This window comes from Shinella sp. S4-D37 (genome assembly GCF_040812195.1).
In the GTDB taxonomy this organism is placed as follows: Bacteria; Pseudomonadota; Alphaproteobacteria; order Rhizobiales; family Rhizobiaceae; genus Shinella.
The window spans coordinates 1,647,402-1,660,952 of record NZ_JBFNXL010000005.1; the positions used below are offsets into that span (position 1 = coordinate 1,647,402).

Annotated in this window: 22 protein-coding genes and 1 tRNA gene; 9 read left to right on the plus strand and 14 right to left on the minus strand. The window is 62.9% G+C overall.

Annotation, left to right across the window (positions count from 1 at the left end):
• Positions 1-23: 23 nt before the first annotated feature.
• Together AB3G45_RS15340 and AB3G45_RS15345 are read right to left on the minus strand one after the other, a co-directional pair.
• Complete coding sequence (locus AB3G45_RS15340; RefSeq protein ID WP_367831392.1) at positions 24-401, minus strand: hypothetical protein; 378 nt, start codon at positions 399-401, stop codon at positions 24-26.
• Between the two features lie 89 nt (positions 402-490).
• A complete protein-coding gene (locus AB3G45_RS15345; RefSeq protein WP_367831393.1) occupies positions 491-1,096 on the minus strand; it encodes a hypothetical protein in 606 nt (201 codons plus the stop codon).
• Positions 1,097-1,289: 193 nt separating this feature from the next.
• On the opposite strand from AB3G45_RS15345, the gene AB3G45_RS15350 reads away from it, so the two are divergent.
• Complete coding sequence (locus AB3G45_RS15350) at positions 1,290-1,427, plus strand: hypothetical protein (RefSeq protein WP_367831394.1); 138 nt, start codon at positions 1,290-1,292, stop codon at positions 1,425-1,427.
• A 24-nt stretch (positions 1,428-1,451) separates the two neighbouring features.
• Complete coding sequence (locus tag AB3G45_RS15355) at positions 1,452-1,862, plus strand: hypothetical protein (protein WP_367831395.1); 411 nt, start codon at positions 1,452-1,454, stop codon at positions 1,860-1,862.
• On the opposite strand, the gene AB3G45_RS15360 is transcribed toward AB3G45_RS15355, so the two are convergent.
• The 8 genes from AB3G45_RS15360 to AB3G45_RS15395 all read right to left on the minus strand — a co-directional run bounded on the left by AB3G45_RS15360 (position 1,780) and on the right by AB3G45_RS15395 (position 4,824).
• Positions 1,780-2,409, minus strand: a complete 630-nt coding sequence (locus tag AB3G45_RS15360; protein WP_367831396.1) for a hypothetical protein — start codon at positions 2,407-2,409, stop codon at positions 1,780-1,782. The two genes, AB3G45_RS15355 and AB3G45_RS15360, sit on opposite strands and share 83 nt — an antisense overlap.
• 49 nt (positions 2,410-2,458) lie before the next feature.
• Complete coding sequence (locus AB3G45_RS15365; RefSeq protein WP_367831397.1) at positions 2,459-2,689, minus strand: hypothetical protein; 231 nt, start codon at positions 2,687-2,689, stop codon at positions 2,459-2,461.
• Positions 2,690-2,691: 2 nt separating this feature from the next.
• Complete coding sequence (locus AB3G45_RS15370) at positions 2,692-2,910, minus strand: hypothetical protein (protein WP_367831398.1); 219 nt, start codon at positions 2,908-2,910, stop codon at positions 2,692-2,694.
• Entirely contained in the window at positions 2,907-3,086 is a 180-nt protein-coding gene (locus tag AB3G45_RS15375; RefSeq protein ID WP_367831399.1) for a hypothetical protein, read from the minus strand. The genes AB3G45_RS15370 and AB3G45_RS15375 overlap by 4 nt, the downstream gene beginning before the upstream one ends.
• Positions 3,086-3,421 (minus strand): hypothetical protein, encoded by a 336-nt coding sequence (locus AB3G45_RS15380; protein ID WP_367831400.1) that lies wholly within the window; start codon positions 3,419-3,421, stop codon positions 3,086-3,088. Before AB3G45_RS15380 ends, AB3G45_RS15375 begins: the two co-directional genes overlap by 1 nt.
• Positions 3,418-3,588: a hypothetical protein gene (locus AB3G45_RS15385; RefSeq protein WP_367831401.1), complete on the minus strand. Its 171-nt coding sequence runs from the start codon at positions 3,586-3,588 to the stop codon at positions 3,418-3,420. Before AB3G45_RS15385 ends, AB3G45_RS15380 begins: the two co-directional genes overlap by 4 nt.
• A gap of 2 nt (positions 3,589-3,590) precedes the next feature.
• Entirely contained in the window at positions 3,591-3,761 is a 171-nt protein-coding gene (locus AB3G45_RS15390) for a hypothetical protein (RefSeq protein ID WP_367831402.1), read from the minus strand.
• 457 nt (positions 3,762-4,218) lie between these two features.
• Positions 4,219-4,824: a hypothetical protein gene (locus AB3G45_RS15395; protein ID WP_367831403.1), complete on the minus strand. Its 606-nt coding sequence runs from the start codon at positions 4,822-4,824 to the stop codon at positions 4,219-4,221.
• Positions 4,825-4,835: 11 nt separating this feature from the next.
• Between AB3G45_RS15395 and AB3G45_RS15400 the strand changes: the two genes are divergently transcribed.
• Complete coding sequence (locus AB3G45_RS15400) at positions 4,836-5,636, plus strand: hypothetical protein (protein WP_367831404.1); 801 nt, start codon at positions 4,836-4,838, stop codon at positions 5,634-5,636.
• Positions 5,637-5,742: 106 nt separating this feature from the next.
• On the opposite strand, the gene AB3G45_RS15405 is transcribed toward AB3G45_RS15400, so the two are convergent.
• Together AB3G45_RS15405 and AB3G45_RS15410 are read right to left on the minus strand one after the other, a co-directional pair.
• A complete protein-coding gene (locus AB3G45_RS15405) occupies positions 5,743-6,411 on the minus strand; it encodes a hypothetical protein (protein WP_367831405.1) in 669 nt (222 codons plus the stop codon).
• A 145-nt stretch (positions 6,412-6,556) separates the two neighbouring features.
• The gene (locus AB3G45_RS15410) at positions 6,557-6,889 is read right to left on the minus strand and encodes a hypothetical protein (protein ID WP_367831406.1); all 333 of its coding nucleotides are present in this window, start codon (positions 6,887-6,889) and stop codon (positions 6,557-6,559) included.
• Positions 6,890-7,137: 248 nt separating this feature from the next.
• On the opposite strand from AB3G45_RS15410, the gene AB3G45_RS15415 reads away from it, so the two are divergent.
• Together AB3G45_RS15415 and AB3G45_RS15420 are read left to right on the plus strand one after the other, a co-directional pair.
• A complete protein-coding gene (locus AB3G45_RS15415) occupies positions 7,138-7,389 on the plus strand; it encodes a hypothetical protein (RefSeq protein WP_367831407.1) in 252 nt (83 codons plus the stop codon).
• Positions 7,390-7,577: 188 nt separating this feature from the next.
• Entirely contained in the window at positions 7,578-8,219 is a 642-nt protein-coding gene (locus AB3G45_RS15420; protein WP_367831408.1) for a hypothetical protein, read from the plus strand.
• 108 nt (positions 8,220-8,327) lie between these two features.
• On the opposite strand, the gene AB3G45_RS15425 is transcribed toward AB3G45_RS15420, so the two are convergent.
• Positions 8,328-8,403: transfer RNA gene (locus AB3G45_RS15425), tRNA-Lys, on the minus strand.
• Between the two features lie 228 nt (positions 8,404-8,631).
• Here AB3G45_RS15425 and AB3G45_RS15430 point away from each other — a divergent pair.
• Both AB3G45_RS15430 and AB3G45_RS15435 read left to right on the plus strand, forming a co-directional pair.
• Positions 8,632-9,381 (plus strand): cytochrome c biogenesis CcdA family protein, encoded by a 750-nt coding sequence (locus tag AB3G45_RS15430; RefSeq protein WP_367831409.1) that lies wholly within the window; start codon positions 8,632-8,634, stop codon positions 9,379-9,381.
• 39 nt (positions 9,382-9,420) lie between these two features.
• Complete coding sequence (locus AB3G45_RS15435) at positions 9,421-10,383, plus strand: AEC family transporter (RefSeq protein ID WP_367831410.1); 963 nt, start codon at positions 9,421-9,423, stop codon at positions 10,381-10,383.
• Here AB3G45_RS15435 and AB3G45_RS15440 read toward each other — a convergent pair.
• The gene (locus tag AB3G45_RS15440) at positions 10,351-11,559 is read right to left on the minus strand and encodes a UbiH/UbiF family hydroxylase (RefSeq protein ID WP_367831411.1); all 1,209 of its coding nucleotides are present in this window, start codon (positions 11,557-11,559) and stop codon (positions 10,351-10,353) included. The genes AB3G45_RS15435 and AB3G45_RS15440 overlap by 33 nt on opposite strands.
• Positions 11,560-11,800: 241 nt before the next feature.
• Between AB3G45_RS15440 and pcsA the strand changes: the two genes are divergently transcribed.
• Both pcsA and AB3G45_RS15450 read left to right on the plus strand, forming a co-directional pair.
• Positions 11,801-12,523, plus strand: coding sequence for a phosphatidylcholine synthase (pcsA, locus tag AB3G45_RS15445; RefSeq protein WP_367831412.1), 723 nt, complete (start codon positions 11,801-11,803; stop codon positions 12,521-12,523).
• 24 nt (positions 12,524-12,547) lie between these two features.
• Positions 12,548-13,519 (plus strand): quinone oxidoreductase, encoded by a 972-nt coding sequence (locus tag AB3G45_RS15450; protein ID WP_367831413.1) that lies wholly within the window; start codon positions 12,548-12,550, stop codon positions 13,517-13,519.
• Positions 13,520-13,551 lie beyond the last annotated feature (32 nt).

Sequence of the window (13,551 nt, forward strand, 5' to 3'; positions counted from 1 at the left end):
CCGTCTCGCATTATAATCGGTCTCTAGCGCTTGCTTCTGTAGTAGGGGCGAACACGTTCGCCATTTGCGCGTGTATGCCCCGTAACAAAGATCGTTCGCGTGTTGCCAGTGGTGTCTGAAATAGCACCATAACCGGTGGCGGTTCGTTGGCGTGTTGCTTCTTCCATTCTCGCAAGGTGCTGGCCTTGCCGGCCTTCGGTGTAGTGCGGCTGCGAGACAGAAATCTGCTGTTGATTTGCTAGATATTTCTGTTCGTCAACGCGTTGATTCAGTCCTGCGCCATAGTAAACTATTGAAGGTGTTTTACGGTCAGTTTTCGCCCCTTCCTGAGCATAGCCTGATCCGCCCCCTAGAAGTATTCCGGCAGCGAAGGCGGCCGCCTTGATCCAATTGTTACTCATGCGAACGCCCCGCTTATAAGCCCGAGAGGTTGAGATTTTTCAGTGCTCAAACTCGCAAATTGCTGGTTTTGCAAACAAGTATAATTTTATCAATTGGCGTGAACTATGCATTCGGCGCTTCGATTGCTCATTGCAAGGATGGTTTGAAAACGAGCATGCCAACTATCAAGTCGTTGCGAAGCCCTCTTCACCTCCTTAGATTCAGGTTTCGAGCCGGGCACGTTGTAGAATACAATCTCGTGAACAGGAGTTATGAGATCGTTTGTAAAAATCTTAAGAGAAAGACGATCAATTTTTTGAACCGATCTTTTTGATCCGGTTAATCCACCGAGGAGGAGCCCAACTGGTCCAAGTAGAACTGCCCCAACAGCAGCTCCTGCAACTTGGCTTCCTCTGTTTGTCTTATGAATAGATGATCCGTTTCTTAATACTTCGACGCCCACTAAATCGCTGAAGTTGAAGACCTTAGTGTTGTGCGCGCCTCTAGCTATGGCAAATTTGTTGTTAGTTGGATCGAGTGCGAGGCCCGCATTGCCGGAACTGCCCTCAAAAACTATGGCGGGTTGGAAATCCGGAATATTTGAAAGAGCCTTGCCTTGCTGACGGGCCTTCCGAGCGGCTTTCTCAGCATCGGCTTGCGCCCCTATGATCCCGACGCCCAAAACCACGATTACGATTACACAGAACCAAAACATAGCACCCTCAATATGTAGGCGGAAGACCACCTCACATTGCACGCCGACCGTTTAAATAGCGTCAAAGTATCAGGTTGGATTTAAGCGGTGTTGGTAAGCGGTTGCTGGACGCGCCGAGTGGCGGCCCGAAAAAGTTAACAAGGTGTCGATACTACATTTAGCGATGGATGCCATTCAGGAACGTGCCCCGCGCATGGCGCTGCCGCTATTCAGCCGCGAGCTTATCCGCGTCGTGGGGCAGGACCTCCGCACAGCGAACCGCCGCTACGGCACCGTGCAGACCCATGTGTTTGTCGGCCTGCGCCTGAAGCCCGATGCAATTGCCGCCTGACGGCCCGACACAAGGATTGAACCCATGAACCGACAGCAACGGACCCGAGGCCGCAACGCCAGCCAGCCGGCAGCAACCCCAGCGGCAGCGGCCGAGCCGCCCGCCATGGACCGCATTGCCGCCCGGCAGGCCGCTCGCGCTGAGGCCCGGCGCGAGCGGCAGGCACAGGCTCAGCCGACACCACCGCCAGCCGCCGCCACGAGCCCCGCGCCCGCGCCGCCCGGTCCCAGCCTGCCGCCGTCCGTGCTCGACATGACGGGCCGCCAGCGCCTCGCCACGCTCGCCTCCATCCAGCAACTCGCCAAGGGCGGCACGACCCAGCGCGCCATTGCCGACGCGCTCGGCACGACCGTCAACCACCTGCAATGCTGGGCCGTCGAAGATCAGGCGTTCCATGACGCCTTGCACTGCGGGGACGAGGCGCGCATTTCGTGACGAGCGCGCGGGCGCGTTCTTCAAAGGCGCGGTCGTTCTCGTCCGCGCGGGCCTTCTCGGCTTCGGCCGTCGCGCGGGCGAGCGCCGGGCGCAGCATGTCGATTGCCGCCTTGGTTCTGACGGTATCGGCGAGGTAGGCGTCCATCGCGGCCGGGTCGAGCACATCGACGTCGGCCTTGTTCGCCTCAAGCTCGTGCAACTTGGCTTCCGCCGCGTCCAGTTCGGCGGCGATTTTCGCGGCGCGCTCGTCCAGCTTGTCGGCGGAGGCGAAGGCGTGCGCGAGGTCGGCGACGCCTTCGCCCTTCCGGGGACGGCCGGGCGGGCGCGGGTGGATCGAGCGGAACTTTTCCATGATGCGGTCAAGCTCTGCGCTGCCGGCGGTCGTCGGTAGACCGGGGTCGTCGGGGTCGGGCGCGTCGGTCGTGAGGTCCGGCAGCGTCCGGGCGGCCATCATGGAGCGCCGGATGCGCTCCTGATCGCTTTCGCCCTTGGGCTCGGGGACGGACGGCGCGTTCGGATAGCGCGGGTCTTTAAGAATTTGTGCCATGGTCTCGGTCTCCGGTGAGGCAGGTCAAAGGGCTGAAGCGTTCGCGGCCTCAGTCGAGGTAACTCAGGGCTTCGCGCACGGCTTCGTCGTCGCAGCCGCCGTATGCGAGGGCGTCTTTCAAGGCGTAACTTGCGGTTTCGGCGTCAGCACGGAAACCAGCGAGTTCCTTGGCGAGGGCATCGCGTTCGGCTTCCGCCTTGGCGAGGGCCAACGCAAGGGCGTCACGTTCGGCGCGGACGTCGGCGAGTTCCTTGGCGGGGTTGTAGGCGGTCGTCGGCATGGTCAAATCTCCAGTCGTTCAAGGGCGGCGAGTGCTTTCCTCAACCGTTTTCCGATCTCTCTCGTCTCGCGACGCGCCTTGGGGTTGCTGAGGTCGTCAGCGGCGAAGTTTACGAAACGTTCGACCTCCCGGCGCAAGGCGTTAAGGTCGATAGCGCCGGTCTTGGGATTGCGGAAAGATTTCACTACGCGCCACTGCTGGCGGCTGATCGGCTTCGTCATGGCTGTGCCTCCCCCAGCTTCCTCTTGGCCTGCCGGCGCTTGGACATGCCGCGCGCGGCGGCGTGCTCCGCTTCGAGCGCGACGATCCCGGCGGCGACCGCTTGTGCGTCGGCCTTGCCAGTGGTGCGGTCGCGGAAGGACTTCAGCGGGTCGTGTCGGTCGAAGGGCTTGACCATCACGCCACCTTGCCTTCCGATATCTTCTGGGCCGCCATGACGGCGCTGTGCATATTCAGGATGGCGCGGCGGGCGGACGGTGCGGCCTCGGCGTCGTCCAGCTTGCGGGCGGTGGAGGTCGCGACCGCGATGATCTCGACGGCCTTCTGGCGGGCGGCCTCGTATCGGTCGGCGCGCGCTGTGAGCAGCACCATGACAGCGGCGAGCGCGCCAAGGTCGGCGCGCGCCTTACCGTGCTGTGTGGCGGTTTCGGCCCAGAGCAAGGCATGTTCAATTTTTCGGAGCGCTTCGCGAAGGGTCTCCAGATTGTGGTTGTCGTTTCGGCTAGGGGTCATCGTCTCGCCCTCGTGATTTGCACGGCGATATCGCGCAACCGCTTCAGGTCGGCGCGGGCCGCCTCTTTCTTCGCTTGGCTGTCGGCCACGTCGATGCGCGTTTCCAGCAAGGCCAACGCCTTTCTGACCTCATCAATCGCCGCGCCGTCGATGTTATCGCGTGCCATGGTCAGTCCTCCTGTTCGCTCTTGCCGGCAAGCGCCCTCTCAGCGACGGTGAGGCGACGACGCAGCCTAGCGCGCTCGGCCGGGCCGGTGGCCCACGTCATCCGGTAGGCGACGTCGTTCAGCGCGCGTCGGATGGCGGCGATTTGGTCGAGGTCTTTCTGGGCGAGCGGCAAAGGTTTTCGGCTCCGATTTCTCAAAATTTACTGACGACGGCACTTACAACCGTTCGATCTTGAGGGTGATTCTAGAGCGGAAGAAAACTTACATCAATAATATCAATAATTTGTCATGGACATGCTGCGGAACGTCTACTACTGAACCATTAGTAGGTGTCATCTGGCATGGTGCTGGCTAAAGTTAATCACGCGCTGTCATAGCCCGCCGGGCGCTTTGACAGCGACCTCTCGAAAGTGTGATCGGCTCGCGGAGGATTTTTTCCTTTCAGCGCCGGGTCGAGGCAGGCTTTCCGCGCAAGCGCCGTGCGGCCAATCGGCCGCCCCTATCACAAATGCCCGCCTTGACTCAGGGCGGGCCGCTGGCGCGGTTCCGGCCTCGGCGAGTCCCAGAGGGCGGGCAGATGCCAAACGCGCGCTAACGACTCGCTGTGAGTCAAACAGCCGCCATCGCCTCTCAGTTCCTCGGATCGTAGTCGTCCGCGTCGCGGTCGGCGGCATGGTCTTCGTCGCGCGGGTCGTAGTCCGTGTCGAAATCGGCGGCGTGGTCCTCATCCTCGGGTCCGAAGATGTAGCCGCCGTCGTGCCGCTCTGCCTTGCGCTGCTCGCGGCGGCTGGGGATGCCGTCGCTATAGGCGGGTTCAGTCAGCGGCCAAGCGCCGCCGGTCGGGCTGGGCTGGGGCTCGGGCTCTCGCTCGACGGCGGCGAGCGGCACGGCTTCCGCGTCGATTTCCAGCGGGCCGTTCTGCTCGGCGGCCATTACACCTTCGCGGATGAGGCCAAGCAACGCCATGGCGAGATGGCGCGGGTCCTTGCGATGATCGTCTACGGTCATGGGGTTCACCTGCGCGTTGAGAATGTTGACCTTCGCCTGCACGTCCGGGCGATAGATGTCGGGCCGGGCCGCTTGCAGGAAAATGCGTTGGGCGGCCGTGTCGCCCGCAACGCGCTCGCGTGTCGTGGTGACATGCAGTTCGTCAGGCGCGCCGTTGCGCTTCACGAGCTTGGTTTTCTCCTGCACGGCCTCGCGGGGCAGCGCATTCTCAAAGAGCGCGTCCGTCACAAGGGAAAGACGTGCCGCGCTACGTCCAGCGCCTGCAAGCCGTGGTGTATCATGCGAACATCATCGGGGGGCTCGGCATCGAGCTAGACGAGCTGGTATTCAACCTCACGAGCCTAGCCGAGCAGGCCAAGGAGCGTGGACGCCTCGACCTCTACCTTCATCTCGACGCCCTGCGCTCGGCAGCGGTCGCGGGCTTGCGAACCGAGGCCGCGCACCTGCCGCCGGAACCCGTCCGGCAGGGCGAGAGCGACGCGCAATGGGAGGCGCGCGTCTGGGCGACCATGGAGACTTCTGCCGCGACCTTCAAAGCCCCCGCCAATCCCGGCAAGCGGCCGATCAAAGGTCCCGGCTATTGGGCGAAGCAGATGCATACGGCCCGGAAGGATGGGGAGGACGACACGGCCTATGCCGGCCGCCGGCTGGTCTTCGCCGCGATGGCGCTGGACATCTTCCCGACTGACGACGAGACCGAGGCAGATTTCCGCGCCCGCGTCATGCATGTGATCGCCGAGAAGCTGAAGCTCACCCGCAAGGGCGAGACGGACAGGGCTTGGAGCCTCCGCTATGCCTCGTGGGCGGCCCGCCGTGACAGCTCTTTCACCGCTAGCGACCCGGCGCTTGAAGCAGGCAAGCGGGCGATCCTAGCCATCAACGTGCACTTCGCCACCGAAGCGATGCGCGAAAAGGCCCGGCAGGAGCGGCATGACAGGTTGCAGGCGCAGCTTGACGACCGCATGGAGGGCCACGCCGTCAACGCCGAGCACCAACGCGCACAGCGTTCCGCCACCACGCCGCTTGGCCTTGGCCGCTGACCGCCCGCCAGCGCGGCCCTGAAACGGAGTGGCTAGCCACTTTACCCCGGCAGCGGCCTCGCGTCGCTGCCGGCGATTTCTCCGCCGCCCACACTAGCTAGCACGCCTAGCTTATCTCACTCGGCAGCTTTAACGAGGGACCGAAGGTTTCATCTAGCCGAGCATCAGTAAGGTTCTCGTAGAACCAGTCCTCCACCGCATGTAGCCCTTGAATCGTCTCTTCCAGTTGAGCAGCTTCGGCCTCCGAGAGAAGCCCGTTATTTTGCCTTGCATCTAGTCGCTGTCTACGAAATCCGAACCTTACAAGCTCCCAAGCTTTCTCTCTGAGATTGGTCACATAGCCCGTCACATCTTCGCCGAAGACAAACTTGGCGTCTTCAGCGGCGGCGAAAATCTTGTCATACGACTCCCTCTCAATCGATCCCGAAATACTAAGCGCCACCGCGCACTCCTTGAGGCGAAGGTAAACCGCCAGCCGCTTGTCATGAATGGCAAGCTTGTAGTTGGCCGCTGCTGAATCCCTTGATAGTCGGTTCTGCTCCTTAATATCCGCGACCGTCTGCCGCTGGAGAATGAGAGTTGCGACGATAACAAAAAAAGCGATGGGAGCGAAAACGCCTGCGAGGGTGTCGCCCAGAAGGTTCAGCCCGTAGTAATCGAGAAATGAACGGAGGCCCGACCCGCCGGATGAACCTTCCTGAGCGCAGGCAATTGTCGGTGGTATCATCGCCAAGTGCGCGAACTTGATAATCGTTACCGCCCGCCGAACTTTCATGCGCCGCTCCGAAGAAAATAAGGGTCCGAGTGCTCGACCAGAAGGACTTCGGCTTACCGAAAATTGATCGAGTCTTCAATTCGTGCCAACACTCTTCAAGATGGCGGGCCGCCTCAGCGGCCGTGCCGTCTTTGCTACCGACGAGTTAAGCAGGACAAACCCTATTGAGCGCCTTCAGCCCCTTGACCAATATTTTGTTGTCAAGGTCTTTGGCTTTCAGCGTTTTCGTTAGATTCTTCAGGCCGTCAAGCATCTTCGATTGCGATTCCGAATTTGAGTTCTCGATATTTGTAACCATCAGCGCCATGATAGCGTGGTGAGCCTCAAGCATGGCCTTGTTTGCTTCGAGATTTGCGACCGCTAGATTTGTGCTTAAGTTGCGGATCGCGGCGCATTCTTCGGCCGTGATTTCAGCCGCGCTTGCCGGAACACCCGAGATCAGCGTAGTAATGACCGCAAGTCTAAATATCAGCTTCATATTGCCCCTTTGAAATCCTCGCGGACACCCCCTTTTGTAGGCCGAAACGGCCCTATCAAGGAAGCTATGCCTTCGCTGCTTATCCAGTTAGGGCGTTTGAGGGGTTTAAGTTCCGATAACTTTTACTGTCGCCGCATTGAAGAGCGCGCGTATAGGGGGGCTGGACTAAACCGTTTCTGTCCAGCCATATTAGTGTGATACGAGCGAATCCGCCGTTGATCGTGAAGCCTCTATAAGAGATAGTTCCCATGGAAATTACCGTCGTCGGCCTAGAGGGCCTTGGAATCCCGAAGTTTTCGACGCCTGAAGATATGATCGCGGCCGCCCCCGCATACGGTTTGACGCATACCGGTTTCGAGCAGCAAACGCACCTCGTGGCGCATCTGATTGGATTACCTAAGTTTAAAGAACTGCATGGCCCGATGGAAAACGGGTCAAAGGACGGCAATCTGAAAATTCGATACGAGACTTGGGCCGCCTCCGAATTTTATTCGCGTTGAGCCCGATCAGAAACCAAGATCGCCGCCCTATTAACACGGCGAGCAAGTGGTCTTCGGCCGTCCCTCAGGCCGGGCCTGCGTGCCGTTGGCGGGTGGATTACTTCACCCCCTCATGCCCAAGGCTTGCCGCCCGAGTGGCTAGCCAGTACCCTGAAGCCCGACAGCAACCCTGAAGGGCTCGGATTTTAATGACCATCCATCTGACCGCCGGCCGGCACGCGCTGCCCGCCGAGGGCCTTTGCGCCATGGAGCTTACGGCGCTTCTGGCCGGGGAAACCCATAGCGACAACCCGCGCTGCGCGAGCCCCATGCTCGCCGCCTATGTCCGCCGCCTGAACGACAACATGCCCGACGACGAGCGGCAGCGCCTCGCCCTTGTCGCCCCGAGACTGATCGGCACCGCCGGCAGCGAGGCGGAGGAGGTAGAGCGCGCCGTATCCCTCGCATGGCACGCCATCCGCGTCCTCGCACCGGCCGCTTTACGCGCGTCGTCGCGGTCGAAGCGCCGGGCGGCCACCGCCCGCGCACTGGAGCGCCAGACAGACCTCTTCAAGGCGTGGACGAAATGCGAGAGCGTGCGGGACAGGCTAGCGCGTCAGGAAGGTGGCGAATGGTCGCCGGCCGTCTTCGCGGTCCACCGCGCGCTGGAGGCGGCGCGTGGCGCAGCTTATCTGTCGATTGGTTGCCGTGGCGTTTTGAGCGAAGTGGAGAACCACGCCGCCGTGGCAGCGGCCGGTGCCGCCATCTACACGCATCTCGCCGGGTGCGGTCAAGCGTGGGCGCTCGCGCTCGACGCACTCAACGAGGCGCTGGAGATCGGCGCACGCTGACGCGAGTCGGATACTTACAATCCTACATACAAATCGCGACGCACATCTCAGGTTTCATTGTGAAGCGCTAATGCAATCTTGTTAAATCGCTGATTTCGCTTGATTTTTTGGTGAGCGCGCAGGGATTCGAACCCTGGACCTACTGATTAAAAGTCAGTTGCTCTACCGGCTGAGCTACGCGCTCCCAGGCGGTGCGAAGGCGCCCCGCGGAAGTGGGCGGAACATAGGCAGGAGGATTTGCCGGGTCAACCCGGAAAATGCGGCGAAAAACAGCTTTTGCTGCATTTCGCCGCGTTCTCCAAAAGGTGATTGGCAGGAGAGGGTTTGCGCGGATACTAGGGGCGCCACCGGAGGGGCGGGGACGGCCGGTTTCGGGCCGGCCCGCCTCTGACCGCCGCTGCGGAGTAGTTCATTGTCGATCGCCGATATTTCCCTTCTGAGCGCACTTCTTGCCGGCGCTCTCTCGTTCCTGTCGCCCTGCGTCCTGCCGCTCGTTCCACCTTATCTGTGTTACATGGCGGGCATTTCCGTCGAGCAGTTCAAGGGCGGGGATGCGGTCGCGATGCGGCGCGAGACGCGCGGGGCCGTGCTCCTCGCGGCCGTCTGCTTCACGCTCGGCTTTGCCACGGTCTTCGTGGCGCTCGGCGCCGGGGCCTCGACGATCGGCATGGTGCTGCGCCGGCATCTCGACATCCTCGCGCAGATCGGCGGCGTCGTCATCATCCTGATGGGCCTGCATTTCCTCGGCGTGCTGCGGATCGGGCTCTTTGCCCGCGAGGCGCGGTTCCAGGGCGGCGGCAAGCCGGCGACGGCCTCCGGCGCCTATGTCATGGGCCTTGCCTTCGCCTTCGGCTGGACGCCCTGCATCGGGCCTGTGCTGGGGGCGATCCTTGGCGTCGCCGCGGCGCGCGAGACGGTCGGCGACGGGGCCGTGCTGCTTGCGGTCTATTCGCTGGGGCTTGCGGTGCCGTTCTGGATCGCGGCCGGCTTTTCCGGCGCCTTCATGCGCTTCCTCATGCGCTTCCGCCGCCATCTCGGCACGGTGGAGAAGATGATGGGCGTGCTGCTCATTCTCACGGGCCTTGCCTTCATCTTCGGCTATATCAGCACTGTTGCCATCTGGTTCCAGCAAACGTTTCCCATTCTCTCGCAAATCGGCTAGGTCGGAATCCTACCCCGACAAGCGGAGTCGCTGCGCATCATGGCTGACATCATCGGACTGGTCCTGCCGTTCTTCGGCATGATCCTGCTGGGCTATGTCGTCGCGCGCATCACGCGCCAGCCGGTCGAGGCGCTCGGCTGGCTCAACACCTTCATCATCTACATTGCCCTGCCGGCGCTGTTCTTCAAGCTGGTCGCCAAGACGCCGATCGAGCAGCTGACGCGGGTCGACTTCATCCTTGCCAATATCAGCGCGACCTACCTGGTCTTCGGCCTGATCTTCGCTATCGGCCTCTGGCTGCGGCGGGCGACGGTCGGCGAGGCGACGATCCAGGGGCTGGCGGCGGCCTATGGCAATATCGGCTATATGGGGCCGGGGCTGGCGCTGCTCGCCTTCGGCGAGCCGGCGGCCGTGCCGGTGGCGCTGGTCTTCTGCTTCGAGAACATGCTGCATTTCACGGTCGCGCCGGCGCTGATGGCGCTCGGCGGCGGAGAAAAGCAGCCGGCGCTCAGGATCGCCGCCGGGGTGCTGCGCAAGATCGTCACCCATCCCTTCATCATCGCGACGGCGGCGGGCTTCGTCGCGGCCTTTGCCGGCTTCGAGCCACCGGCACCGCTGCAAAGGCTGATCGACTACCTGGCGCAGGCGGCCGCGCCCTGCGCGCTCTTCGCCATGGGCGTCACGCTGGCGCTGCGGCCGCTGAAGCGGGTGCCGGTGGAGATCGGCTACATCGTGCCGGCAAAACTCCTGCTGCTGCCGGTCGCCATGTATCTGATCCTCGGGCTTGCCGGCAATTTCGATCCGGTCTGGGTCTTCACGGCCGTCCTGCTCGCGGCCCTGCCGACGGCGACGAACGTCTTCGTCATCGGCCAGCAATACGGCGTGTGGCAGGAACGGGCCTCGGCGACCATCCTCGTCACGACGGTGCTGTCCGTCGCCACGGTGACGGTCCTGCTCTATCTCATCAAGTCAGGCCTGCTTGCGGGCGACCCGTTCCCGTAGGCCGTCGCGAAAGGCCTTCAGCGAGCCAAGCGGCTCGATGCCCTCGCGCATGACGATGCTGCGCAGCGGGCCGAGCGCGGAGAGCAGGTGCAGGCCGGCCGAGCGCAGGAACTGCACGGGCAGGAAATCGGAGAGCAGCGAGCGGTTGAGCAGGTCGACGCTGAGCGTGCGCGAGCGGATGTCCGCCTGCCGCTTGCGGTCGAAGCGCTCGCCGATCCCGGCGTGGCCCGCCGGCGTCGCGCCCTCAAGCAGGTCCTTCAGCGCCATGATGTCGCGCAGGCTGAGATTGAGGCCCTGCGCGCCGATGGGCGGGAAGGCATGGGCGGCCTCGCCGACGAGCACGATGCGCCCCTTGCCGAACCGTTCGGCCGTCATGCCGGAGAGCGGGAAGCTCTGCACCGGGCCATCGACGGTGACCTTGCCGAGCATGGATTGCATGCGCACCTCGACCGCGCGGCCGAGATCGGCGGCGGAGAGTTCCTTGAGGCGCGCGGCCTCCTTCGGCGGCAGCACCCAGACGAGGCTGGAGCGGTTGCCGGGCAGGGGAACCTGCGTGAAGGGGCCGCTTTCCGTGTGGAACTCCGTCGAGACATTGCCGTGCGGGCGTTCGTGCGCGAAATTGAGCACGAGGGCGGCCTGCGGATAGGACCAGGCCCTGACGCCGATGCTCGCGCTGTCGCGGATCTTCGATTTGCGGCCGTCCGCGCCGACGACGAGGCCGGCGACAACCCGCTGGCCGTCTTCGAGCGTCAGTTCGACATGCTCTTCGAAGGCATTGGCGACGGTCACGCCGCCCTCGATCCGCTCGATATTGCCGGTCGCCGCAATGCGGGCGTCGAGCACCGCAAGGAAGGGCGCGTTCGGGATATTGTAGCCGAAGGCTTCCAGCCCGACCTCGCCGGAGCGGAAGGCGACGGGCGGGGCGCGCAGCAGGCGGGCGGTGCCGTCGAGGATCTGCATGGTTGCAAGCGGCGCGGCATGGCGGGCGATCTCCTCCCACAGGCCGAGCGTCTTCAGGAAGGCGATGGACTGGTCCATCAGGGCCGTCGTGCGGCCGTCGCCTGCGCGGGCGGGCGGGGCGACCAGCGCGACGCGCGCGCCCGAATCGGCGAGCGCCAAGGCCGCAAGGCTGCCGGCAAGGCCGGCGCCGACGATCGCGATATCGAACTGTCTCATGACCGACCTCCGAAGCGGCAAGCGTTACCCACAGGTTCGGGATGCTTCTACCGGCAGAATCTAGGCCGGCAAAGAGGCAATTTCCATGGGATGAATCGGCGCAGGGCGCCAGGCCGCCCGCCAAGCCTCCGATTTGCACTGGCGATGCCCGGCAATCAATGCATATTACGGGCAGTGACCGCGTAAGAGGGCTGCCGGCGTGTCGCCGACGAAACCCCGGGGAATGGAACCGCGAAGGGCTATGAAGTTTTTCAACTACAAACGCGTACCCTACGCGGAGATTCGTGCCTTTTCCGTTCATATCCTGACGGCGTCGGGCTCGTTCCTTGCCTTTCTCGGCGTGGTGGCCGCGGCCGAGCATCGCTTCGTCGACATGTTCTGGTGGCTCGGCCTGGCATTGCTGGTCGATGGCATCGACGGCCCGATCGCGCGGAAAGTGCGGGTCAAGGAAGTGCTGCCGAACTGGTCCGGCGATACGCTGGACAACGTCATCGACTATGTGACCTATGTGCTGCTGCCGGCCTTCGCGCTCTACCAGAGCGGCATGATCGGCGTGCCGTGGTCCTTCGTGGCGGCAGGGGCGATCGTCGTTTCGAGCGCCATCTACTATGCCGACATGGGCATGAAGACGGACGAATATTTCTTCTCCGGCTTTCCCGTCGTCTGGAACATGGTGGTGTTCACGCTGTTCGTCATCCAGGCGAGCGAACTGACGGCGTCGATCATCGTCTTCGTCTCCGTCCTCCTCACCTTCATGCCGATCAACTTCCTGCATCCGGTGCGCGTCCAGCGGCTGCGGGCGTTGAACCTTACGGTCTTCTTCCTCTGGGCGCTGCTCGGCGGCTATGCGCTGCTCCTGCATTTCGATACGCCGGCCTGGGTGGTCTGGGGCGTGGTGGCGACGGGGGTCTATCTCTATGTCGTCGGGGCCGTGCTACAGGTTTTCCCCAATCTCGGCCGGTAGAAACAACAATCGGGAGGATTTTCGATGACCAAGGCGATCGTCGTCCGCAGTCTCGGCGGACCGGAAGTGTTGAAGCTGGAGGACGTGCCGCTTTCCGCGCCGGGCCCGGGCGAAGTGCAGATCAGGCAGGCGGCCGTCGGGCTCAATTTCATCGACGTCTATTTCCGCACCGGCCTCTACAAGGCCGATCCGCCGTTCATTCCCGGCAAGGAAGGCGCCGGCACGGTCACCGCGCTCGGTGAGGGCGTGACGGATTTCGCCGTCGGCGACCGCGTCGCCTATGCGTCGTCGGACGGCGCCTATGCGGCCGAACGCAACGTCGCGACGCGACATCTCGTCAAGGTGCCGGACGGCATCTCGCTGGAAACGGCGGCAGCCATGATGCTGAAGGGCATGACGGCGCAATACTTGCTGCTCCAGACCTTTGAGGTGAAGCCGGGCACGGTGCTGCTGTTCCATGCCGCCGCCGGCGGCGTCGGGCTGATTGCCGGGCAATGGGCGAAGGCGCTCGGCGCGACGGTCATCGGCACGGCGGGTTCGCAGGCCAAGATCGACCTGGCGCTCGCCAACGGCTACGACCACGTCATCGACTACAGCAAGGAGGACTTCGTCGCCCGGGTGCGCGACCTGACGGGCGGGGCAGGCGTCGACGTCGTCTACGATTCCGTCGGCAAGGATACTTTCCCGCAGTCGCTGGACTGCCTGAAGCCGCGCGGCCTCTTCGTCAGCTTCGGCAATTCCTCCGGCCCGGTCGAGGCCTTCAACGTCGGCCTGCTCTCGCAGAAGGGCTCGCTCTACGCCACGCGCCCGACGCTCTTCACCTATATCGCGACCCGCGCGGCGCTGGATGCATGTGCAAACTCGCTCTTTGATGTTGTGCAAAGCAACAAAGTGCGTATCAATATTCATCAGACCTATCCGTTGGCGGAGGCGGGACGCGCGCACACGGATCTGGAAGCAAGAAAAACAAGCGGAACGACGTTGCTCATTCCCTGACACGATCCGAACGGACGGCAGGACTGGGTTAC